Source organism: Paenibacillus litoralis (genome assembly GCF_046244365.1).
Taxonomy (GTDB): domain Bacteria; phylum Bacillota; class Bacilli; order Paenibacillales; family NBRC-103111; genus Paenibacillus_V.
In genome coordinates this window covers 2,873,642-2,895,379 of sequence record NZ_CP176395.1, presented here as the reverse complement: position 1 = coordinate 2,895,379, position 21,738 = coordinate 2,873,642, and the positions used below count along the sequence as shown (strand labels likewise).

Genomic DNA, 21,738 nt, shown 5'->3' with positions numbered 1-21,738 from the left:
TTCGCCTCCTAGCGGGTAAATGCGGCAGGTACGCCGCCGTCGACGGTCAGCATGCAGCCTGTCGTTTTGGACGCCTTGGACGAGGCAAAATATAGGATCGCATCGGCGATGTCCTGCGGATAAATATTGACGAGCAGCGTCGTCCGTTTGCGATAATATTCCTCGAGCTGGTCGGGCTGGATGCCGTACGCCGCCGCGCGCTCGTTGCGCCAGTTCGAATTCCAGATCGCCGAGCCTTGCAAAATGGCGTCAGGCAGCACCGTGTTGACGCGGATGCCGAACTCTCCGCCTTCCGCCGCGATGCAGCGGGCCAGATGCGCTTCCGCCGCCTTGGCCGTACTGTAGGCGGATGCGTTCTTGCCGGCGTAAACGGAATTTTTGGAGCCGATAAACACCATGCCGCCGCCGGTGCGCTGCTTCTTCATCAGCTTGAACGCCTCCCGCGCCACCAGGAAATAGCCTGTGCCGAGCACATTCATGTTCAAGTTCCATTCCTTCAGCGACGTTTCGTCAAACGGACTCGAGGTTGCGAGTCCCGCGTTGTTGACGAGAATGTCGACGCCGCCGTAGGCAAGCGCAGACTCGGCAAATGCCGCTTCGACGTCCTCTTCCTTGGTCACGTCCATTTTGACTGCGATAGCGCGGCCTTCGCCGTAGGCCTCATTGATTTCGGAGGCGACCTTCTGCGCACCTTCCAGATTCAGATCGGCGATGACGATGTGCGCGCCGTCTTTGGCAAACTGCCGGCAGGTCACGCTGCCGATGCCGCCCGCTCCGCCCGTAACGAACGCCACTTGACGGGAAAACTCGGCCTCCGCGGGAGCCAGCGTCAATTTGTACAGCTCCAGCGGCCAGTACTCGACGTTGTACGACTCGTTCTCGCTGAGCGAGACGAACGCGCCTAGCGACGTTGCGCCGCGCATAACGGCGATGGCGCGGTGATACAGCGCCCCGCTTACTTTGGACATCGCATGGCTTTTACCGGTGTTGATCATGCCGATGCCCGGAATCAAAATGACGCGGGGAGCCGCTTCGAACATGCGGTCGCCTTCGTTGCGGTTGCGCTCGAAATAGGCGCGGTATTCCGCTTTGTAGGCTTCGATGCCTTCGACGACAGCTTGCTGCAGCGCATCGGCATCTTGGGTTGCCGGATTCCAATCGACGAATAACGGCTTCATTTTGGTATGCACGAGATGATCCGGACACGCTGCGCCCACTTGCGACAAGACCGCCGAATCGCGCCCGTTCACAAATTGCAGAACGTCCGCTTCGTCGTCGAACGTCAGAATCATTCGTTTCTCCGCGCCCACCGCACCGCGAACGGCCGGCATCATGCGCGCCACCGCGCTGCGGCGCTCTTCCGGCGCCAGGGACTCGTATTTCGCGCCGCCGTACAGCTTGCTTTCGCTAACCCGGGCTTCGATGAACGCCTCCGCTTCGCCGATAATGTCGAGCGTCTTGCGGTAGCACAGCTCGGACGTTTCGCCCCAAGTGACGAGTCCGTGCTTTTCCATTAGAACTAGCTCGGCCTTCGGGTTGCTCCGTACGCCCTCCGCGATCATTTTGGACAGCGTAAAGCCCGGCCGTACGTAAGGCACCCAAACGAACCGGTCGCCGTAAATTTCTTTCGCGAGCTGCTTGCCGTTGTCTGCGCAGCACAAGCCGATGATGGCATCGGGATGCGTATGATCCACGTGATTGAACGGAAGGAACGCATGCAGCAAGGTTTCAATTGAAGCCCGAGGGTGCTTGCTGTCGATCATGCAGTTTGCCAAATACGCGACCATTTCTTCATCGCTCATCGCATCCCGCTCGAACAGCGGGCGAATGTCTTCCATGCGAAGTCCCGTGAAATTCGGGGCTTTCATCGTACCCAGATCGGAGCCGCTTCCTTTGACATACATCACTTCGACGTCGCGACCTCGAAAATCCTTCACGGTCGTCTTCATCGACGTATTGCCGCCCCCCCAGTTGCAGACGGAACGGTCGGTTCCGATCAGATTGGAGCGATAAACGAGCTCGTCAAGCCCTTTGTTTAATTCCGCCGCTTTGCCGTTTTCCCATAAAAACGATGCCATTTTTTCCCCTCCATGTTTGTTTACGCTTGGTTATGATTGAAGTATTCTGTTTTCATACTATCATATCTTTATATATTTTTGAATTATTATTTTTATGTTTGTTTTTCTGTGATTATTAGTACTATCGGACTTTTTTATTGAAACCAAATATTCCGGCTTCCGGCCATTGACAACCTGCTTGGACATTCCATAAGATGTTTGTCTATCCTTTCCAAAAAACGAATAATAGGCAGGTGCATCCTTTGCAGCTACAAACCCGTCCGAAAAGCGGTACTCGCTCGAAACCGGAGCAGGATTCCGTCAAATTGTGGCCGGTTTACGTCTGGTCGCTATCGTTCCTGAAGCCTTACACAGGTCTCTTGCTTCTTCTCGTAGCCGCCATGCTCGTGTCGACTGCGGCCGAGCTCGTCATCCCGAAATTTATTCAAACATTCATCGACGACATGCTGCCCGAACGGAACTGGCGGCTGTTTTACTTTTCGATTGCCGGACTTGCCGGCGTAATTGCGCTCAATCTTGGGGTGAGCATGCTTTGTAACCTGCTACAGCGCCATATTCAAGAAAAGGCCGGCCGCGATTTGCAGCTTTCCATTTTCCGGCACCTGCGCAAGCTGGGCTTCGCCTACTACGAACAAAATCCGGTCGGACAGACGCTGTCGTTTCTCAATACGGAGGTCGGCGCCCTGCAAAGCTTGTACCGGCAAAGCTTCCCGTGGATGATTCATGAAGTTCTTTTTTCCGTCATCGCCGTCACCGTCATGGTTGCCACAAGCCCACAGCTATCCGTCGTCGTCCTGCCCTGCTTCCTGCTTTACTATGTTTTCGGGCCTGCCTTGGAGCGCAAAGCGTCGGTAACGGGCAAAATCATGTCGCAAAACCGCGTAGAAGAAAATCAAAAAAGTTACGAGAGCGTATCGGCGCTTGCCGAGCTGCGCGCGTCCGGTGCAGAAGCGTGGGACCTCGGCCGCTATCTCCAAAGAGTCGGCACCTTTAACGCCAGCATGATTCGCACCTATTGGTTCGCCTATTGGCGGGGCACGAACCGGCGGCTGACTTACCAGCTCGGCGCAGTCGTCATTTTCATATACGGGTACTACTTGCTGCAGCACGATCGGCTGTCGGTCGGAGCGTTCATCGCCTTTATGCTGTATTATTTTACGGCTATGCATCGGCTGACTGCCGTCGTCACGAACATTACGGAGCAAAAGGTGCTCATGTATCAAGCGGAGCGGCTGCACCGATTTATCCGCATCGCCCCGCAAGTGGAGGAAGCCGCGCAAACGCAGACTCTTCCTTCCGTGCGGGGTGAGATTAGGTTTGAGAACGTATGTTTTTCCTACGGTCTGGGACAACCCGTGCTGAGAGGGTTCGATTTGACGATCCGGGCCGGCGAGCGCGTCGCCCTAGTCGGCACAAGCGGCAATGGCAAATCAACGGCACTTAAGCTGGTCGGCCGATTTTACGATCCGCAGGAAGGCCGAATATGGCTGGACGGCCTTCCGGTAACGAAGCTCTCCTTGGCTTCCTTAAGACAGTCGCTCGGCTACGTGTTTCAGGAAACGTACATGTTCGGAACAACGGTTAAAGAGAACATTCGCTTCGGCAATCCCGATGCTTCCGAAGAGCAAGTGCAGGCGGCGGCGAGAATGGCTAATGCCCACGAATTCATCATGCAGCTGCAGGACGGGTACGAAACAGTCGTCGGCGAGAGAGGTATCAAGCTTTCCGGCGGACAAAGACAGCGGATAGCGATAGCTCGCATGCTGATTCGGAATCCGGCGGTCGTCCTGCTGGACGAAGCGACCTCGGCATTAGACAATGCCAGCGAAGCGGAGGTGCAGAAAGCGTTTGATACGCTGCTGCCCGGCCGCACGGTCATTGCCGTCGCCCACCGGCTGTCTACGGTCAAAGATTTCGATCGCATTGCCGTTATCGATAACGGACGTGTCGTGGAAACCGGCACCTATGACGAGCTTTTGCGTGCAGGCGGCGCTTTCAGCCAACTGATTAAAGTACAAGAACAAGTGAAGGAGTATGCGAATGGCTAACATAAAATGGTTATGGTCGCATGTAAAGCAGGCCAAAGGCTTGCTGCTCGCCGCTACGCTCCTCATGGCGCTGGAAGCTTTGTCAAACCTTGCATCCGTAGGTCTGGTGCAGAAAATGACCGACGACGTGCTGCTTGGAGGACAGTCCGGACGGTTTTGGCCGCTGCTCGCACAAATTGCCGCCGCTTATCTCGCTTATTCCCTTCTGTTCACATTCGGTCCGCATACGATCCACCTGACAAATTCCAAAATCCGGACCTCCATGTGCGGAGAGTTGATGCGGCATATGCACCGGATTCCGATCGGGACGCTGCAAAAAGAACGTACGGCGAACTATGTATACCTGTTCACTAACGATCTGCAAACGTGCGCCGGACTAGGGGGCAGCGATATCCCGCGGCTCATGCAGCAAGTCGCGGCGGCCATTGCCATTATGGTTATCATGGGTTCGGCAAGCCCGGTCATGCTCGGTGTCATGTGCGTGTTCGTCTCCCTTTACGTCATTCTCGGCAAAACGTTCGCCCCGGCCCGCAAGCAGGCTTCCGGCGAAGTGAACCGGCATAAATCGGACCTGCTCGTGCATTTGGAGGAAGGGGTGTCTTCAACGAGAGAGGTCATTGCGTTTCACCGCCAGGATTGGGAAACGAATGTGTACCGAAATAAATTTCAAACGTATTTTGCCAGCGTAATGAAGGAGGGCAAGCTGATCAACAAGCAGATGATGCTCAGCGACCCGCTCAAATGGGGGGCGGTCTTGTTCGTTCTCGCTTACGGCGGAATGCTTGTGCTTGACGGAAAATTATCGATCGGCATGTTCGTCGTAACCTACCAGTTCACGAGCCGGATGATGGAGTCGCTGAACGGCATTTACCAATTCGCTATGGGTCTTTCCGGCAAAATGGCATCAGTCGAACGGGTTCGCGTCGTGCTGGAGGATGAACGGATTCCGAACGGAGCAGAGCTTCTCCGCGAGCCGATCCGCTCCATCCGGTTTGAGGAGGTTTCTTTCCGTTACGGTGATCAACCGGTTTTGGAACGGCTTCAGTTGACCATCGAAGAAGGGCAAAAAACCGCATTCGTTGGATCGAGCGGAGGCGGGAAGTCAACGATCGCAAGCCTCCTCGTCCGATTTTTCGAGCCGGCATCGGGCAGGATCCTGATCAATGACGCGCCGTTGCCGGACATTCACAGATCCGCATGGATGGATCGCGTGACGATCGTCTTTCAAGAGCCGTATTTGTTTCCGGATACGATCCGCACGAATTTGCTGCTCGGATGCGAGAACGTGTCAGAAGCTCGTATTGCCGAGGTTTGCCGAGCGATGCTGATTCACGATTTTATCGCGTCTCTTCCGGACGGCTACGACACCGTAATCGGCGAACGCGGCATTACGCTTTCCGGAGGCCAAAGGCAAAGGCTTGCCCTTGCCAGAGCCGTTTTAAGAGATACCGAAGTGCTAATACTGGATGAAGCAACCTCCTCGCTTGATATGGAGACGGAACGGCAGGTTCAGGAAAATCTCGATCGGCTTCGCAAGGGGCGGATTACCGTCATTATCGCGCATCGCCTGTCAACGATTCGGAATGCCGACCTTATTATGGTGATGGATCGAGGGAGCGTCGCGGAACAAGGCACGCACGATCAGCTTCTGGCATACGATTCCGTTTACCGCAGACTGGTGCAGAAGCAGACAGCGGCCTCACTCCCTTCTGCCGGAGGATAATAAATGGGATATGGCATCGTGAAAAATTATTTTGTGGACTGGCGCAACTATTGGCAATATTTGCGCGTTATTAAGGCGAGAACCAATTATAGCGGAGAAAAGAGGAATGTATGATGGGTCAACCACTCAGCAGATCGAAGAAATGGCTGATCGGCAGCGTAGCTGCAGGAGCGCTTGTGCTCGCGGCGCCGTTCTATTCGTCGACGGCGGCGGAACTGATCAAGCCGGCGACGGCGGAAGCGGCAGGTGAACAATCGGTGGAGCGCAACACGATTCAAGTTTCCGGTCAAGGCGAGTTTTCGGTGACGCCGGATGTCGCTTACGTGACGTTCGCGATTCAGACCGAGGGGAAAACTGCCAACGAAGCGCAGAAGGCGAATGCCGACACGTTCGCGAAGCTGGAGAAGCTGCTTTACGATACGTACAAGTTCGACAAGAAAGACGTGAAAACGTCCGGCTTCAACGTTCAGCCTCAGTACAGCTACGAGGACAAACAAGGGCCGAAAGTAACCGGATATACGGCCAACCATTCCGTCACCGTCACGTACCGCGATCTCGCCAAGATCGGCGAGCTGCTTGACGCAGCATCCGAGGCGGGCGTAAACCGCGTGAACGGCATTCAATTCGGCACCGAGAAGGGCCAGGATTATGAGCTTCAAGTGATTGAGAAAGCGATGGCCAATGCCGAAACGAAAGCGAAATCGATCGCCAAATATGCCGGCAAATCGCTCAAAGGAATCATCCACGTCGAGCAAAGCAGCAGCGCAGGCACGCCGCGTCCGGTCGAACTAGGCGGATACGCGATGGCCAAATCGGCCGCCATGGATTCGGCCACCTCGATTCAAGCCGGCGAGCTGACGCTGACCGGCTCCGTCCAAGTGACGTTCGAGTTCCAATAATCGGCTTCGCCGAACGGCAAGGATAAACGCCGTTCGGCGTCTTTGATCCGGACGTTTGCCGACAAATGGAACAATCAGCGGAGGATTTCCTTTCCGATCTTTCAAAAAAACCTCCCGATCCGGTTCTTTACGAACCGCAATCGGGAGGTTTTTTTCATTTGAAGCGCCTTATGAAAGGGACCGTCTTCTCCGTCTCAATACGACAAGCAGAACGGCGCCGCCAATGATAGCGAGCAGGAGCAAGCACTGTCCGACGTAATGATGGACGGCGGGCATCAGCGTCAGCAAGCTGGCGCCGATGAAATGGCCGAGGGTGATGAACGTCGTGCACCAGATTAACGCCCCCGTCCCCGCATAAAGCAAATACCGCCAAAACTTGACGGCGCTAACCCCCGCTAAGTAGCAGGTAAAATGCCGTACGCCCGGGACGAAATAGCCGAAGCTTACCGTCCAAAGCCCGTATTTATGGAACCATCCTTCCGCTTTCTCCAGCCTTTCCGGAGTCAGCTTCACCCATTTGCCGTACCGCCACAGAAACGGTTTGCCTACCCTTCTGCCGAGCGTATAGCTGACCACCATTCCGGTCATGGCCCCGGCGAAGCTTACAAGGATCGATACGGTATAAGAAAAAGTGCCCACCGATGTCCAGTACCCGACGAACGTCATCAAGATTTCGTCCGGAACCGGGATTCCCACTATGCCGACGGCAAGCAATCCGAATAACATCACGTAGCCGTAATGCAAAAGCATTTGCTGCAGCGCTTCTTGCACGCTTCCACCTCCACCAAACATAAACCCTGACCCGTCCTGCATTCACCTGTCCAAAGGAGCGGCGCAGCGAAGCCGGACACGAGCTTCCGGGTAACCCTTCGGAAACAGCCCGAGACCGGCGATAAACTGCCGCAGCTTCCGTTATGTAGCGAGCGAGAATGCTCGATTTTTGTCGATTGCTTCCGAGCCTTTACCATTGTATCAGAAAGTCGCACGTTACCCAAGTGATTTTGTCATGCCGCCGGACAAACCGTCATAGGTTGTACTATCGCCATAAATCGGCTTTCGGATGCACACATGGACAAATGCCACGCGGCGTCTTAGAGCCGTGCGTTTGCCGGAGCCGGAACAATCCGCGGATATTTTATTACTTTCTGTCATGGCTGGAAAGACCGGACCGCGGAGGCGTTTTATAACCGCTGCGAAATATCGGTGCGAGGGGCGGGAAACCATTTCATGCGGAAGTATGTGCAAATCGTACAGGTAGCCTTTACTTATATCGGAACGGTCGTCGGAGCAGGCTTCGCAAGCGGCCAGGAAATACTCCAGTTTTTTACTCGGTACGGCTGGATGGCAACGGCAACGATCGGGTTCGCCACCCTGCTGTTCACCTGGCTTGGGATTAAACTGATGCTTATCTCGAACGAAATGAAGGCGAACTCCTACGAGGATTTAATTAAAGATTTGTTCGGGGCAAAACTTGGGGGATGGCTCGGTCTGTTCATGCTCGTCATTCTGTTCGGCGTCAGCACCGTAATGCTCGCGGGAGCGGGATCGTTGTTTGCGGAGCATCTCCATATGTCCTACCAGACCGGCTTGCTGATTACGATGATACTCGCCTATGCGGTCATCGCCAGAGGCATGCAGGCCATAGTGGCCGTCAATTCGCTTGTCGTGCCGATTATGCTCGTTTTCACGGCGGCTATCGTATATGCCACCTGGACGCAGCCGAACGCGCATAACTGGATCCTCTTGGAGAGCGATTATCCGCTTCACCGCATCTGGTTCGCACCGCTGCTGTACGCGGCTTTTAACCTGGCGAGCGCGCAGGCCGTCCTCGTTCCTCTCGGCTCCGCAATACGCGACCGGTCGGCTTTGTTCTGGGGCGGACTGCTTGGGGGAATCGGCATCGGCATCATGCTGCTCGCTTGCCATTATGCTTTATCCGCGCAGATGCCGGGTATTATGCAATTTGAAATTCCGATGGGACACGTTATTTATCCGCTCGGCAAAGCCGTACTGATCATGTACATCGCCGTCATCTACGGTGAAATATTCACGACGCTGGTAGCCGACGTATACGGCTTGTCGCTTCAACTTCAACAGCGGATGACCTGGAATCCGAAACTGATTATCTCGGTTATTTTGGTTGCCGCCTATTTCGTAAGCCAGATCGGGTTTACCAAACTGCTGTCCACCTTATATCCGCTATTCGGCGTCGTGAGCCTGATTTGGCTCGTGTCCGTCGTTTGGCGCAGGCGCAGCCGGCTTCCGCGCAACACTTAGTACGACGAGCAGCCGGACGAGCATAAACAGCATGCCGAGAAAAGCGAATGCGGTGCCGGCCAGCAAATAGCCGTAGTGATAATCAGGGTAGCTTGACCGGTCCCGGATAACGCCGAGAACGTCGGCAAGCAACAACAGCATGCCCGCGGCCATAAGCAGCAATACCGCATAATCCAGAACCGTCCATCGCAGCAGCAGAGCGCCTGCCGTTTCGGAGACCGTCGGCCTGGCCGTGCCTTCGCCTGCGGAGGCTTGCTGCTTTTTCCACTGCTCGAACAGGTACCATATCGTATAGAAGGCGGCGCCAGTAACGGCGATACCGATCATTCCCGCAATAATGGCGAGGATTAGAGGGTTCAAAGTACGATCCATCCTTTCGTTTCGTTTAACGCGATAGCCGGTAGACAAGCCAGAGGGTTACGGCGAAGCTGATTACGGGCAGCGCGAACAATAGAGCGCCGCTTACGGAAGCCGGCGCGGCCGGAACCGGCCGCCAGATGGCGCGGAGCAGCTTGGCGCCGCGGGTCTCGATGACGAAATGAGGCGTTTTCCCGCCCGGATTCCCGTTCTTTACGGGCGAGCCGTTTTCCGCCGCCTGAATTTTGCCGCGCTTCCAACCTACCTGATACGTAATTTCCCGATCGCCGGATGTTTTCTTCCCCTCGCCCATCGTCAACCTCCGCTTGAATCTCTTTTCTCTATATAGTAGTCGATGCGATTGAAAAAAAGCAACGAGAGCGCAGCCCCCTTTTGACCGCTTGTTCGGGCTTTTCAATGCAAATCCTTCCACCCCCTCCTGAATCCTCCCCTTCCTCTGCGCTTCGCTCCAAGAAAACAATTTCCAAAATGAAACAATTTGCATCGCACGCGCGTCTATGGAATGCAACACTTTCCAGTCGCCGCTTCAATTATGCGGATCAAAAACCGATGTATACCATAGGCATTCGTCTATGCGCCGAGCAGGCAATCGCGTTAACGGCGATGAGGCCTGTGGACACGATACGTCAAGCACAATCGCAGCAAGCCATAAATCAAACAACACCCGGAGGCAAACGCAGATGAAAAAAAGATTGCTTATCCTACTGACGCTTATTGCGTTAACCACTTCTTACTCGAGCGTCTACGCCGCGGAACGGAACGATCTGACGATGCGGAAATACGATATTTTGCAGAGCGCCGGCATATTCAACGGTTACGAGGACGGTTCCGCCCGGCTGGATCTTTCGATGACGCGCGAACAATTTGCCGCCGTCATCGCCCGGCTGTGGAAGCTGGATGAGGTTTCGGCGAGCGGCTATGCCGACGTGGACCGAAGCCGCTGGTCGAACGGAGCGATCGGCGCCGTGACGAAAGCCGGATTTATGAACGGCGTCGCCGAAGGGTCTTTCGGTCCCGAGCAGACCGTTACGATCGAACAGCTCGCAACGATTCTCGTTCGCGCGCTCGGTTACAGCGAAGAGCATATCCCCCCGAACGTCAACAAAGGCACGATGAGCGAATGGGCTCGTCCATTTGTCGATAAGGCCGTTGCCAGCGGCTACATCTCGTTTCACGGCGACTATCGGAAGACGGCTTCCAGAGCCGAGCTCGTCGAGTCTTCCTTCGTCGCTTACAACCAGCTGAAAGACGGTTCGCAGCCCGGTCCGAATCAAGCCGCCACCGTCGTCTTGTCGCGCGCGGTCAGCGATCGCAGGATCGAAGTTACATTCAGCGACGGCGCCGTTCAGCAGTACGACCTGAATTTTCTGCTGCTGGCCGGCCGAACGACGGAAGTCGATATCACGTACAAAGACAAACCTTATCGTGTTTCCATTACTTACGAAACCCCGAATGGCGGGAATACCGGGACGAAGCCGGGGAACGGAGCCAAAACGCTCTGGATCGATAAAGTCGAACCGCTAACGAATAAAAAGGTGAAGCTGACGCTTCTTGAGCCGGTAGACGCAGCCGATCTATCCGCCGTCTCGATCGTATCGGCAGGAGGCTCCCGCCTGCCCGTTCAAGATATGCTGGTCGGCAAGGACCGTTACGCCGTTATCGCGGTAACGGATGAAATGACGGAAGGCGTCCAATATACGCTGACGTCCGGCAGCCGTTCGTTTACGTACAAGGCGCTCGGTGCGGATAAAACGAAGCCGCTGGTCGATTCCGTGCAAGTGAATCCGAATGCTACGGTTACCGTCACGTTCAACGAGCCGGTAGACGAAACGACGGCAACCGATCCGTTCAAATATTCCATTCGCGATCTTACCGTACTGCAGGCCGAATTGGCCAAGGACGGCAAAACCGTTACGCTGATAACGGGACCGCAGAAGGAAAAGACGCGTTATTACATGACCATCCAGGGAATTGCCGACATGTCCGGGAACGTCATGACGCCGCGGGCGGGATTCACTTTCAACGGTACGGTCGATCGGACGAAGCCGGAATTTTTGACGGTAGCCGGAGTCAGCCAAACGGAAGTCTCTTTATTTTTCAGCGAACGGCTCAGCCAATCCGGAATCGATAACTTGTCCAATTACACGTTCGACAACGGGCTTTACGCTACGCAAGCCAAGCTTTCCGACGACGGCAATTGGGTTCATCTGACCACGACCAAGCAAACGGCCGGCACAACCTACAAAGTTACGGTTAAGCAGCTTCAAGATATTAGCGGCAACGCAATGACGGAAACCGGCAACATCTTTATCGGCATAACGGATAGCGAGCCTCCCAAGGTTCGATCAGCCGTAGTCATGCCCGATTCGTCGATTAAGCTGACCTTCAGCGAAAAGGTAACGAGAGCGACGGCGGAAAATTTGGCCAACTACACGATTACGAATGGGGTATCCGTCCAAAAGGCGATGCTGGACAGCGACGGATTATCCGTCACTCTGCTTACCTCGCGAACGATCACCGGCACCATCTATCAACTCACGGTTTCTGGGATCGCGGACTTGGCAGGAAATATATTGCAGTCAAACGAGGCTTTGACGTTTGCCGGTAATCCGGATAATGTTCCTCCCGTTCTGCAAACGGCCGTTTTCTACGGCTCGCAAGCGCTGCTGACATTCAGCGAACAGCTTGACCCCGCTTCGGCGGAAGATGAAGCGAATTACCGTTTCGACGGCGGACTCGGCCAAGCGCTGACCGCTACCTACAACGACGTAGCCAGAACGGTGACGCTGACGTCGAACGCGCCTTCGCCGGGCGTTCAGTACTCGCTCTCCGTGTCCGGCATTAAAGACCGTGCAGGCAATCCGATCGTTCCGGTCAACCAGTCGTTTGCCGCCAAGCAGCCGCTTTCGGTTCGGAATGCCACCGGAATCAGCTACAATTCCGTCTGGCTGGAATTCAACCGCGACATTAGGCCGGAAGAGCTGGTCATGCTCCGCGTCGAATTAGCGAGCAGCAATAACGGCGGAAGCGGAAGCTCGGGCCCTCTCGTTACCGGCATCGTCACGCCGGTTACCGATAAGCGGAAGGTGAACGTCAGGTTTCAATCGGGCGGAAATCCGAATCCCTATTTATTCCGCAGCGGCATGTCCTACCAGCTTAAGGTAAGCGGGCCGCAAGAGCTCGAAACGGCGAACGGTTCCAACGTCGTTTCGTTCACCGGGATTCAGACTTCGAATACGAATCCGTACGTATCCGACATTCGGGCGCTTGAGAATGCTTCCGTGCGCATAAGCTTCAGCCAGCCGGTCAAGAACATCCGGCCGGACTCTTTTGCAATCGTCGATGCGAGCGGCAATCCAATGCCCGTATACGGCGACAACTTGAACGATCCGGACGCGATCGTCAGCGACGTCACGCTATATTTAGGGGCGACTCCTGCAGCCGGCGCCGTCTATACCGTTTCGTTCAAGGGGATCACGGACGCCTCCGGGCTTACTCCGTTCCGGGCTATCGAGCCTGACAGCCGGAAACCGTATAAGGTCATGTTCGGCGGAATAGGAGAAGCCAATAAACCGCCGAAGATGGTTGCGGCGGTGTCTACGGACGCTCTGACGTTCGACATTCATTTCAGCGAGGCGGTTTTGAACGCCGATAAAGCCGTATATACGTTGACGGATACGACGGACGGTTCCGTCACGACGATTGCGCCGGGCGCCAATGCGAAGCTCGTGGCTTCCAAAGACAGGAGCAAAGTGAGCGTCTTCTTGCACACGTCCCTACCTTCTCCGATGAAGAACGGCCGCATCTATAAAATCGGCTACAATCCGTCCGCAGGTACGATAACCGATACGCAGCGGCTGCGGCTCGAGGGAACCAACGGGGCGAACGAAACCGTATTGGCCGGAAACGAAAGCCAGCATGCTGCACCTTATATAGAGGCCGCAGCCGCGTCCGGTACGACGGTAACCGTCCTCATGAGCAGACCGCTTGCTTCTTCCTCGGGACTCGCAAGCGCAATGGAAATTTGGATCGACGGAAGCCGCATCACGGCTAGCGCGATTTCGGCCGACGAACGCATCCTTACCTTCACCATACCGGCTGCGAAGCCCGGCAAAAGCGGGGAAATCCGCATCACGGAAGGAAATGCCGGTCAAATTACCGACTATAACGGCAAAGCGGTTGCGGCGGCAAGCTATAAGTTCACGACGAATTAATCGCGATTCGGCCCCGCTATTCGCAATAACCCAGAACAAAATAACGTCCACCCTCCGCACTTAGCGCAGGGTGGACGTTTATTCGTTTGCGGCGGTCGCTCCGTTCGAGGAAGCCCATTCGGGACAACCCCTCTCGCAATGGTCTAAGAAGAACAATCGGCCTCCCATGAAGACGGGAGGCCGATTTAGGTTACGCGGTAACAAAGAGCGCGTTATACACTTTGACGATCCCTTCCGCAATTTGTCCGGCGTCTTCGTCGGTGAGCAGAGGGCTGACCGGAATAAAGACGGATCGCGGGAGCAAATCTACGGCGCGCGGGCATTGATCCTCGCGGTATACGACCGGATTGCGGAACGGATAATTAAATGGGAAGTTATCCTTATCCGCCGTGCGCTGGTGAAAGAGCTGCGGCACCATATACACCGGACGGCCGCCATATAGCGTATAAGATTGAATATTTTCGCCCCCCAGTGCGGACATGAACCGGTTCGCCGCTTCGCCGTCCGGCAAAACGATGCTGACATGGGAGCCGATATCGCCGGCTTCGTCCACAACGCCGCGGAATCGAATGGCAGGCAGCTGTTCGGCAACCGATCTTTTAATGGCGGCAGCCTGCTTGCGCATCGTCGCCACCATACCGTCCATCTTGCGCCATTGTTCAAGCAGTACGGCACCCGACAGCTCGCTCATCCGGTAATTTTGCCCGACAAACGCATCCGTTTCCTCCGGCGATTCGATGCCGTAACGGCCTTTGTCGCGGAATATTCCTTGGTCGTGATAACGGGCGGCACGTGCAAAAACATGAGGATCCCGGGTAACCACCGCTCCCCCTTCGCCGGATGTCAGCACTTTGTTCATTTGGAAGCTATAGACGCCTACGTCTCCCATCGTACCCGCATAACGGCCGTTATACTGAACGCCGCAAGATTGTGCGACGTCTTCGATCACTTTGATGTTATGCTTACGCGCAAACGCCAATACCGGATCCAGATGCACCGGATGACCCAGAATCGAAACGGCGATGATCGCCTTCACATCTTCATCGTAAACGCGTTCGAGATCGGCGGCATCCATGTTCAAGCTATCGTCCACATCGACGAATACCGGGACGGCTCCCGCACATACGACCGCTCCAGCGGAAGCGATGAACGTAACGCCCGGAACGATAACCTTATCGCCGTATCCGATGCCCAGCGCCTTCAGCGCTACGACCAATGCAGCCGTACACGAGGTTACGCCCAGCACATAAGGCACTTCCAGTGTTTGCGCCATTTCGTTCTCGAATTGCTCGACCGCCTTCTGCATGTCCGGCCCGTAATATCGAAACGGAGACTGCGCCTCGATCACCTTCACGAGTCCCGCGATTTCCTCCTGCCCCATTACCGTCGCTCCCGGATAATTCGGCGGAAGCGGCTTGCTGCGTACGGGCGTACCTCCGTTGATCGCCAGCTTTTGCATGATGATTCCCCTCCTGTATATTCGTTCTTTACGAAATGACTTTCCTTAAGCAAGGAACGCCGAATTTCCGTACCGCATCCTGAACGGATTGTCCTGCCGGAACCGGTACCCACACGACCCATTTCGTCGCTTCGCCTTCACCTTCCCGCTCAGCGGCAGAGGCGGCTTCCGCTTCTCCGCGAGGCGGCTTTACTGCGATACTCCAATCATGACGATCGCCGGATATTTCGATTTGTACCGTGCGGCGTTTTCTTTCCCAAGCATTAATCTGCTCCGCCGTCCAGAAGGTGAAGCCGCGCGCTTTCGCTTCCTGCACGAACCGGGCGAACGAGTTCCTCACGTTTTCATTCGAATGCAAATGGACTTGATGAAACAGAAAATGCGCAATCCCCTCTACTTTTGCAACCTGCTCCAGGAACGGCACGATGACGCTGCTGTCCGCCCACCGGTCAATATCCAAATCCTGCGTCAAAAATCCGATTTCCATCACGTCGTACATGCGGTTGCGTTCGTTCGACCATGCGATAGGCATATAGGGATGGCAGGTGCCGAACAGGAAGCCGACGTTCCCTCGTTTGCTCGGTCCGCGCGTTTGGTCGACTTGAATGCCTGCCGACTCGCACCAGGAGAACAACTCGCCCCAGCCGTGAAAAATCGTATAGTGATCCTTGTTGGAAACGATGCGATCCAGCTTTGTCGCATCCTTCAGCCACTGGAACTGACGTCCGAATTCCGCTTCATCCCAGAAGCCTTTATCTCTTGTCAGCGCATTGTAATGAAACGCAAGCTCATGTCCGGCAGCCAAAATTTGCTCGTACCACTCCGGACTGAATCCGGGTTCGATCATGCACCAGCTCGATCTGACGTCCTGTTCCTTCAACACCCGGAGAGTCGTTTCCGCCGAGGCGTCGATGTTTCCGTCGCTATCGTGCGAAATAAGCGCTACCTGTTGAATGCCGTCCGGCCAATAACCGGTAAACGGAAGGGTTAGTCCTTTATCCGTGACGGTGCGGAGCAAGTGAGAAAGAAGCGTTTCCCGCCACAGGTCGGCATACGGATGCGGGAAATACGGCTGCCCCGTTTCCGTCTGCACCCGGTCATGCTCCCAGTCCAGGGAAATACGGTCGTCCGCTTTCAGAATACCTTCGTCGAGGGGCGCGCTGCCGTCAGGCGCCGGTACGCCGTCGGAAAGCACAGGCGATAATCCCTGCTGGAGCTGAACGACGGTCGTCGGGATATCCACGGCAAAACGGTGAATCTCCCCGCCTCCTACCGGGAGTACGAGCAGCGCTGGGGCGATATCTCCGCCATCCGGATGATTCGGCCGCAAGGTTCCTTTCGTCTTGCTAACCGAAGCGGCGTCAGGCGACGCTATCCATGGCCGGGCCGACGTATACCGAAGCAGGCGCTCGTCTCCGCTATCGTGCTGCAGCGCGTACCCGGCCGAACTCGCGGGAAGCTGTATGGCGCCGCACCTGCCCGCAAGCGCCGATATTCCCCCATAGGAAATCACGATGCTTCCCGCCTCCGCCGCGTTCCATAGCGCCTGTGAACTCTCTTCATCCTCGGCCGACAACCCGACGAGGACGACATCGTAAGCCGTTTCGCGCAAACGTTCGATCCGATCTATCTTTTCATACGGGACGCCGGCGTGCTCTAATATTTCATTCAGATAGGTTTGAAACACATTCAAACCGTAATGCCAATGCCGTTCGGCCGCCTGCCGGTCGATCAACACCGCAACTTTCGCAATGCGCACTGTAATCCCTCCCAACGCGTTATTCTGTTTATGCGCTTTCCCGGCGGAAGCGGCTGAAGCGCTTACCGTCCGGTGTGACTTTGCCGGAACGAACCGGCGTTTGATACTCTCATTATAATCAAACGAACGATACTTGTATAGTACTTGTATCATAATTTCGAGAAACTTTCCTTTCCTCCAAGCATAGAAAACGCTTCTTTTCCAAAACCTAACGTGTGCGTGATAAATGAGGGAATCGGAGGAGGACGGCACGACCATGAGTAAAATCAATACGGTACAGCTTTTTATGCTCGTGATGATGTCGGCCGGACTAATGAACCACGTGACGCTCATCCCCATACTGCTCAGCGTTTCCGGAAGGGACGCATGGGTTGCGGCGGTAGCCAACGTCATTCCGTATCTGCTATGGATATGGCTGCTTGTCCGCTTAATCAAGGCTAAGGGAGAACGGCCGCTCTTTGATTGGCTGTCCTCGAAGGCAGGCAAAGCCGTCGCCTGGATCCTAACGTCGGTTATGTGCCTGAACTTGTTCGTTCAAGCCTTTCTTACCCTGCAGGAGACGATAGTCTGGACCATCTCCAGCTACTTGCCCGGTTCTTCGCAAATGATACTCGCCTGCGGCCTGGTTATCGTCAGTTCTATCGCGGCAAATGTCGGCCTTCAGGCTATCGCCATTACCGCCGGTATTCTGCTTCCCGGCGTAGTCTTGCTCGGTTTTTTCGTTGCGGGCGCGAACATTCCGAACAAAGACTACGGCAGACTCCTGCCGGTAACCATCGACGGTCTCAAGCCGGTTTGGCGGGGCATGATGTATGCCGGAGCCGCTTATATGGAATTGTTTCTTGTGTTTTTGCTTTCTCACCGAATTTCGTCCAAGATTCGATACCGTCATATGGCGCTGCTCGGACTTATTTTGGTAGGGTTGACGCTCGGCCCCCTTATGGGAGCGATTGCCGAATTCGGTCCCGAGGAGGCGGCCAGGCTGCGCTATCCCGCTTTTGAGCAATGGAGGCTCATCCATTTCAAACGTTACTTGGAGCATCTCGATACGTTCTCCATCTACCAGTGGCTGTCCGGCGCGTTTATTCGCATTTCCATCTGCCTGTTCATGATCGGCGAGCTGCTTCCCATCCAAAAAGCAAAAACCCGAAGTACGACGCTCATCGCTCTATCGGTTGCGTTATTGCTCTGCATCGCCATACCGCTGACGGATTACGACTATTTCCGCTTCATCGTCTCGTTCGTTTTTCCTTCGGCTTTCTTATTGCTGCTGGCCGCTACCGCCGTATTAAGCATTCTTACCCTGTTGAAGCGTGGAGGAGCCTCTCATGAGCAACAACCTTGATTATGAACAGTTTCGAAGCAAATTCGATAAATGCAGCGACGTGACTTTTCAAACGTTCCGTTACGAGGACGAAAAGCGGAATGCCACGCTTGAGCTGATCTATTGCAAAGGCATTAGCGACGAGGGGCTGATTCTCAAAACGGTCATGCCCGGCTTGAACGACATGTTCCGCCAATCCGGCTTCGCTAGCGGTATACTGGCCGAGCATGCGAATTTGCTGCTATTTCCCTTTGCCGAGGAAAAATCGGAGGATGACGCGCTGCGTTCCGTACTAAACGGGAATCTGCTTATTTGGTTCGAAGAGCTGAATCGGCTGTATGGGATATATATTTCGGACACGCCCGAACGCCAGCCGCAAGACTCCACCGTAGAGCCCCCCTTATTCGGTCCGCGCGACGCCTTCGTCGAAAATTTGTCCACCAACGTTGCGCTTATTCGCAAGAGGATGCGAACGGCGTCGCTAAAGTTCGAATGCTTCTCGGTCGGGTCTCACTCGCGTACGGACGTCGGATTGATTTACCTCGAGCATACGGCCGCCACCGGGGTCATCAATGAAATACGCGCTAGAATTGAAAAGCTCGATATAGAAGCGCTATACAGCAACGAGCAGTTAAAAAATCTGCTGTCCGACAAATCCTTGACGCTATTTCCGCTCATGGGCATTACCTCGCGGCCGGACCATACGCTGGAAAGCTTGCTGCGGGGCCGTTTCGCCCTAATCGTTGACGGGCTGCCCGCCGCTCAGATCGCTCCCGTTACGCTCAGCTACTTGTTCAATGCGGCCGAAGACGCGCACAGTCCGGTCGTGTACGTTTCGTTCGCCCGTCTTCTCCGGAGATTGAGCCTGTACATTACTTTGTTCCTGCCCGGACTTTGGGCGGCGCTTACGACCTTTCATCAAGATCAAATTCCGTTTCCGCTGCTCGCAACGATCATCGTTTCCAGCCAAGGCGTGCCGATGTCTTCCTCGTACGAGCTGCTCATGATGATTCTTATGTTCCGGTTGTTCTTTGAAGCGGGCTCAAGGCTGCCCTCGACAATCGGTCCCGCACTGTCAGTCGTCGGCGGCCTGATCGTCGGGGATGCGACGATTCGGGCAGGCATGACCTCTCCCACAACGCTAATTATCGCCGCGTTGACGTTTACGGCCGGCTTTACGAACCAATCGCACGGGTTAAATTCGGCTACGGCCATTTTGCAAATCGTCATTTTACTGCTCTCTACCTATTTCGGTTTGTTCGGCTTCTTCCTCGGCATGTTCGGCATCGTCCTGTACTGGGCGAGCCTCTCCTCTTTCGGCGTCCCGTATTTGTCGCCCGTTTCCCCGCCGAATTTCAAAGAATTGGCCGCTTCGCTCGTGAAGCTGTCATGGACGGTCAATCAGCGGAACGCCAAGTCAAGCGTGGTAACCAAGCCCAAGCGCGAGGAAAGGAAAGAAGAGGAATGAAGCTGTTCCGGCAATTCGCCGTATTTCTGCTAACTGTAACGTGCCTTTTGCTATCGGGCTGCGGGAACGCAAAGGATGCGGATATGCTTGATTACATCAATGGAATCGGCATCGATTATGCGGATAATGAATATATCGTTTATTTTCAAATGCTCAGCGTTTCGAATATCGCCAAATCCGAAGGCAGTAACCCGACCGAAAACACGCCGCTCTGGATCGGCAAGGGGCGCGGCAAAACGATTACCGAGGCTGTGGCCAAAATTTACGAGTCTTCGCCGAAGGAAATTTTTTGGGGGCATACGACGGGGCTGCTGCTGACCGAAAATTTGCTAAGAAGTCCGGAAATGAAAACCTATATCAGGGAATTTGACCGTTTCCACGAAACCCGCTATACAAGCTGGGTTTTCGCCACATCGGACCCGATCGAAAAGGTATTTACCGTCAAGCCGAGCTTTGAGCAAACGCGGTTGCTCACGAGGCTGCACAACCCGGAGGACGGCTACAAGCAGTATTCCATGATCCGCCCGCTCATGCTGCACGATTTTGTGGCCGATTATTATGACGATGGCCGCAGCACGCTGCTTCCCTCGCTGAAGGTAACCGGTGATACGTGGGAAAAGGATAATGCCAAAAAAAGCTCTTTTACGCTAGGGGGCGTCCATGTTTTCCAGAAAAATAAATACAAGGGGTTTATTCCGGCTGAGAAATTCGTGGGGGCACGGTGGCTTGAGAATGAAACGGAGCAATCTTTTTTGACTGTCGAGCATGGCGGCAAGATTGCTGCGATGCTTAAGTTGATCAAACCGAAATCGGACATCCGGATCATCCGCGAAGACGGCCGTATCCGTTATGGAGTAACCGTGTCGGCTACTGCGATCTTATCCAATAAAATGACCGATATCAGCATGAACGATCTGCAGAAGGCGGCGGAGAAAAAAGTCGCCGAGCAAATCCGGCTAACGTTTCAAGAAGGCTTGAATCTGGACGCCGACGTACTCCAGCTGAATCAAAAGCTGCACCGCTTCCACTATAAGTTGTGGAAAGCGGTGCATCCCGGCGGCGGCGGATCCGCCGCGTTGACAGCCGATTCTTTAGGACCTGTCGACGTCCATGTGAGCATTACTTTGACAGGAAAGTACAAGTACTCGCGTTAGCGGTTCACCGCATTCGATACGGCGCCGGCCAAGAAGGAAGAAACATTGTCAACCGCCGTATCCATCAGCCGCTGCCGCGCTTCGAAGGTTGCCCATGCGATATGCGGCGTAATCAGGCAGTTGCGCGCGCCGAGCAGAGGATTGTCCGCCGCCGGCGGCTCCTTGGACAATACGTCCAGGCCTGCGCCCCCCAGCTTGCCTTCGTTCAGGGCAGCGGCCAGATCGCGCTCGACGATCAAACCGCCGCGTGACGTATTGATAAGCAAAGCGCTGCTCTTCATCTGTTGAATGGAGCCCGCATTGATGAGTCCTTCCGTCTCGGGCGTTTGCGGACAGTGCAGACTGATGACGTCGGATAACGCAAACACGTCTGCGTTGCTCCCCATCGTCACTTGTTCCAGGCCGGCTATCGTTTTCGGACGGGTGGCCGAAGCGATAACCTTCATGCCGAAAGCAAGCCCGATCCTCGCCACCTGCTGTCCGATCGTACCGTAGCCGATAATTCCCAGCGTCTTGCCTGCCAGCTCCGTTAGAGGCGAACGCGTAAAGCAAAAATCCGGGCAGCTCGCCCAATCCCCTGCACGAACCGCGTCGCTATGCAAGCGAACCTGCTGGCACAGCTCCAGCAGCAGAGAGAATACAAGCTGCGCCACCGATTGCGTGCTGTAACCCGGAACGTTGGTAACCGGAATGCCTCTCTCGGATGCAGCCGCGATGTCGACGATATTATAGCCCGTCGCCAGCACGCCGATATATTGCAGGTTCGGTAACTGCGCTATCGTCTCCCTAGTCAGCGGCGTTTTGTTCGTCAACACGATATGCGCATGTGCGGCGCGATCGGCGATTTGCTCCGGCGCGGTCCGCTCATAAACGGTTACCTTTCCGGCAGCCTCCAGCCGAGTCCAACTTAAATCTCCCGGATTCAGCGTATATCCGTCCAGTACGACAATATTCATC

At 55.0% G+C, this 21,738-nt stretch carries 15 protein-coding genes; 8 read left to right on the top strand and 7 right to left on the bottom strand.

Features of this window, described 5'->3' with window-relative positions:
- Positions 1 to 8: 8 nt before the first annotated feature.
- Complete coding sequence (locus tag ACKGJP_RS11600; RefSeq protein WP_409345810.1) at positions 9 to 2,078, bottom strand: bifunctional aldolase/short-chain dehydrogenase; 2,070 nt, start codon at positions 2,076 to 2,078, stop codon at positions 9 to 11.
- Between the two features lie 242 nt (positions 2,079 to 2,320).
- On the opposite strand from ACKGJP_RS11600, the gene ACKGJP_RS11595 reads away from it, so the two are divergent.
- From ACKGJP_RS11595 to ACKGJP_RS11585, 3 genes are all read left to right on the top strand, one after another.
- Positions 2,321 to 4,126, top strand: coding sequence for an ABC transporter ATP-binding protein (locus tag ACKGJP_RS11595; RefSeq protein ID WP_409345809.1), 1,806 nt, complete (start codon positions 2,321 to 2,323; stop codon positions 4,124 to 4,126).
- Positions 4,119 to 5,849, top strand: coding sequence for an ABC transporter ATP-binding protein (locus ACKGJP_RS11590; RefSeq protein WP_409345808.1), 1,731 nt, complete (start codon positions 4,119 to 4,121; stop codon positions 5,847 to 5,849). The genes ACKGJP_RS11595 and ACKGJP_RS11590 overlap by 8 nt, the downstream gene beginning before the upstream one ends.
- Before the next feature lie 110 nt (positions 5,850 to 5,959).
- Complete coding sequence (locus ACKGJP_RS11585; protein WP_409345807.1) at positions 5,960 to 6,748, top strand: SIMPL domain-containing protein; 789 nt, start codon at positions 5,960 to 5,962, stop codon at positions 6,746 to 6,748.
- A gap of 168 nt (positions 6,749 to 6,916) precedes the next feature.
- On the opposite strand, the gene ACKGJP_RS11580 is transcribed toward ACKGJP_RS11585, so the two are convergent.
- Complete coding sequence (locus ACKGJP_RS11580) at positions 6,917 to 7,540, bottom strand: DedA family protein (RefSeq protein WP_409345806.1); 624 nt, start codon at positions 7,538 to 7,540, stop codon at positions 6,917 to 6,919.
- Between the two features lie 435 nt (positions 7,541 to 7,975).
- On the opposite strand from ACKGJP_RS11580, the gene ACKGJP_RS11575 reads away from it, so the two are divergent.
- The gene (locus ACKGJP_RS11575; protein ID WP_409345805.1) at positions 7,976 to 9,025 is read left to right on the top strand and encodes a hypothetical protein; all 1,050 of its coding nucleotides are present in this window, start codon (positions 7,976 to 7,978) and stop codon (positions 9,023 to 9,025) included.
- On the opposite strand, the gene ACKGJP_RS11570 is transcribed toward ACKGJP_RS11575, so the two are convergent.
- Positions 8,948 to 9,385: a hypothetical protein gene (locus tag ACKGJP_RS11570; RefSeq protein ID WP_409345804.1), complete on the bottom strand. Its 438-nt coding sequence runs from the start codon at positions 9,383 to 9,385 to the stop codon at positions 8,948 to 8,950. The genes ACKGJP_RS11575 and ACKGJP_RS11570 overlap by 78 nt on opposite strands.
- 25 nt (positions 9,386 to 9,410) lie before the next feature.
- Positions 9,411 to 9,695 (bottom strand): hypothetical protein, encoded by a 285-nt coding sequence (locus ACKGJP_RS11565; RefSeq protein ID WP_409345803.1) that lies wholly within the window; start codon positions 9,693 to 9,695, stop codon positions 9,411 to 9,413.
- Positions 9,696 to 10,083: 388 nt separating this feature from the next.
- Here ACKGJP_RS11565 and ACKGJP_RS11560 point away from each other — a divergent pair, with 388 nt between their 5' ends.
- The gene (locus ACKGJP_RS11560; protein ID WP_409345802.1) at positions 10,084 to 13,617 is read left to right on the top strand and encodes an Ig-like domain-containing protein; all 3,534 of its coding nucleotides are present in this window, start codon (positions 10,084 to 10,086) and stop codon (positions 13,615 to 13,617) included.
- Positions 13,618 to 13,807: 190 nt separating this feature from the next.
- Here the strand turns inward: ACKGJP_RS11560 and ACKGJP_RS11555 are convergent, their stop codons facing one another.
- Positions 13,808 to 15,076, bottom strand: coding sequence for a DegT/DnrJ/EryC1/StrS family aminotransferase (locus ACKGJP_RS11555; RefSeq protein WP_409345801.1), 1,269 nt, complete (start codon positions 15,074 to 15,076; stop codon positions 13,808 to 13,810).
- 28 nt (positions 15,077 to 15,104) lie between these two features.
- Positions 15,105 to 16,835 (bottom strand): hypothetical protein, encoded by a 1,731-nt coding sequence (locus ACKGJP_RS11550; protein ID WP_409345800.1) that lies wholly within the window; start codon positions 16,833 to 16,835, stop codon positions 15,105 to 15,107.
- A gap of 256 nt (positions 16,836 to 17,091) precedes the next feature.
- Between ACKGJP_RS11550 and ACKGJP_RS11545 the strand changes: the two genes are divergently transcribed.
- The 3 genes from ACKGJP_RS11545 to ACKGJP_RS11535 are packed head-to-tail and all read left to right on the top strand — an operon-like array spanning position 17,092 to position 20,781.
- Positions 17,092 to 18,180: an endospore germination permease gene (locus ACKGJP_RS11545; RefSeq protein WP_409345799.1), complete on the top strand. Its 1,089-nt coding sequence runs from the start codon at positions 17,092 to 17,094 to the stop codon at positions 18,178 to 18,180.
- Complete coding sequence (locus ACKGJP_RS11540) at positions 18,164 to 19,627, top strand: spore germination protein (protein WP_409345798.1); 1,464 nt, start codon at positions 18,164 to 18,166, stop codon at positions 19,625 to 19,627. The genes ACKGJP_RS11545 and ACKGJP_RS11540 overlap by 17 nt, the downstream gene beginning before the upstream one ends.
- The gene (locus ACKGJP_RS11535) at positions 19,624 to 20,781 is read left to right on the top strand and encodes a Ger(x)C family spore germination protein (protein ID WP_409345797.1); all 1,158 of its coding nucleotides are present in this window, start codon (positions 19,624 to 19,626) and stop codon (positions 20,779 to 20,781) included. Before ACKGJP_RS11540 ends, ACKGJP_RS11535 begins: the two co-directional genes overlap by 4 nt.
- On the opposite strand, the gene ACKGJP_RS11530 is transcribed toward ACKGJP_RS11535, so the two are convergent.
- Positions 20,778 to 21,737, bottom strand: a complete 960-nt coding sequence (locus ACKGJP_RS11530; protein WP_409345796.1) for a D-2-hydroxyacid dehydrogenase — start codon at positions 21,735 to 21,737, stop codon at positions 20,778 to 20,780. The genes ACKGJP_RS11535 and ACKGJP_RS11530 overlap by 4 nt on opposite strands.
- Position 21,738 lies beyond the last annotated feature (1 nt).

Coding starts and splice junctions, on each gene's coding strand:
- ACKGJP_RS11600 (WP_409345810.1), bottom strand. CDS start 2,078: ATGGCATCGTTTTTATGGGAAAACGGCAAAGCGGCGGAATTAAACAAA.
- ACKGJP_RS11590 (WP_409345808.1), top strand. CDS start 4,119: ATGGCTAACATAAAATGGTTATGGTCGCATGTAAAGCAGGCCAAAGGC.
- ACKGJP_RS11585 (WP_409345807.1), top strand. CDS start 5,960: ATGATGGGTCAACCACTCAGCAGATCGAAGAAATGGCTGATCGGCAGC.
- ACKGJP_RS11580 (WP_409345806.1), bottom strand. CDS start 7,540: ATGTTTGGTGGAGGTGGAAGCGTGCAAGAAGCGCTGCAGCAAATGCTT.
- ACKGJP_RS11575 (WP_409345805.1), top strand. CDS start 7,976: ATGCGGAAGTATGTGCAAATCGTACAGGTAGCCTTTACTTATATCGGA.
- ACKGJP_RS11565 (WP_409345803.1), bottom strand. CDS start 9,695: ATGGGCGAGGGGAAGAAAACATCCGGCGATCGGGAAATTACGTATCAG.
- ACKGJP_RS11560 (WP_409345802.1), top strand. CDS start 10,084: ATGAAAAAAAGATTGCTTATCCTACTGACGCTTATTGCGTTAACCACT.
- ACKGJP_RS11555 (WP_409345801.1), bottom strand. CDS start 15,076: ATGCAAAAGCTGGCGATCAACGGAGGTACGCCCGTACGCAGCAAGCCG.
- ACKGJP_RS11545 (WP_409345799.1), top strand. CDS start 17,092: ATGAGTAAAATCAATACGGTACAGCTTTTTATGCTCGTGATGATGTCG.
- ACKGJP_RS11540 (WP_409345798.1), top strand. CDS start 18,164: ATGAGCAACAACCTTGATTATGAACAGTTTCGAAGCAAATTCGATAAA.
- ACKGJP_RS11535 (WP_409345797.1), top strand. CDS start 19,624: ATGAAGCTGTTCCGGCAATTCGCCGTATTTCTGCTAACTGTAACGTGC.
- ACKGJP_RS11530 (WP_409345796.1), bottom strand. CDS start 21,737: ATGAATATTGTCGTACTGGACGGATATACGCTGAATCCGGGAGATTTA.